Source organism: Citrobacter sp. Cf088, from assembly GCF_030334295.1.
In the GTDB taxonomy this organism is placed as follows: domain Bacteria; phylum Pseudomonadota; class Gammaproteobacteria; order Enterobacterales; family Enterobacteriaceae; genus Citrobacter; species Citrobacter freundii.
In genome coordinates, this window is record NZ_JAOWEE010000014.1 from 1 (window position 1) to 855 (window position 855).

At 41.9% G+C, this 855-nt stretch carries 1 protein-coding gene; it reads left to right on the top strand.

Annotation, left to right across the window (positions count from 1 at the left end; translation table 11 throughout):
• Window positions 1–157: 157 nt before the first annotated feature.
• On the top strand, window positions 158–855 hold a 698-nt coding region (locus tag OGV71_RS00085), incomplete at its 3' end, for a T6SS immunity protein Tli3 family protein (RefSeq protein WP_286532298.1).

Below are 855 nucleotides of genomic sequence, written 5' to 3' on the forward strand. Positions count from 1 at the left end.
TTAACGGAGGGATATAAGGCCAACTATCAAAACCTGCCGGACAAAGAACCAGAAGTGGTGGGCTATAAGGGCTGGACCCGAATGCACTGCGACCTGAATGCAGGGAAATAATCGGCAATGGGATATGCCTAAAACACTTAACGTTTAAGGATAAATTATGAATATGGGAAGTGCGTTAAAAATAATAATCGGAACTATTTCGCTATGTGCTATCGCTGCCTGTACAAAAAGAACACCCTCACAGGTTATTTATCGTTATGACGATAATCGTTATCTGGAGTTAAAAGGCTATTATTGTGAGGGAGCACTTTGGTATCACGATGGTAAAAAAAATATTCATAAAGAGATATATGATGGAGTATTTGCTTCCTTCAGGATATTCTCTGGGATATATATCCATCCATCGGATAAATACATCTTTATTCCTGAATGGGAACCCGGTGCATATACAATATCTAAAGACTATGGACAAACGTGGCAGGTCGCAACGTATATGTCCCCATCTCAGGGGCAAGAGAAAAATTCTGATGGGAATATGGTAGATAGACCTGAAGGAAAAGAAATAAAAAGAGTGGTGGTGGTTAATAATCAGGCATTTATTTCCACTGCACAAGGACATTTATATCTGAGCTCATACCCTTTTGACGACCCGCGCTTAAAGCCGGGTGGTCCGGGTATAGATTATCAATACTTTGATGACACGTATTATCTCTACAGACCAGGCAAGCATAAATCCAGTGGCGAGTATGTGAACGGCCATATGAGACCTGAATCGCCAGGTGCTGCCTGGGGAACAGTGGTGTTTATGAAAGCATCCCTGGCCCATTTAACGGAGGGATATAAGGCCAACTATCA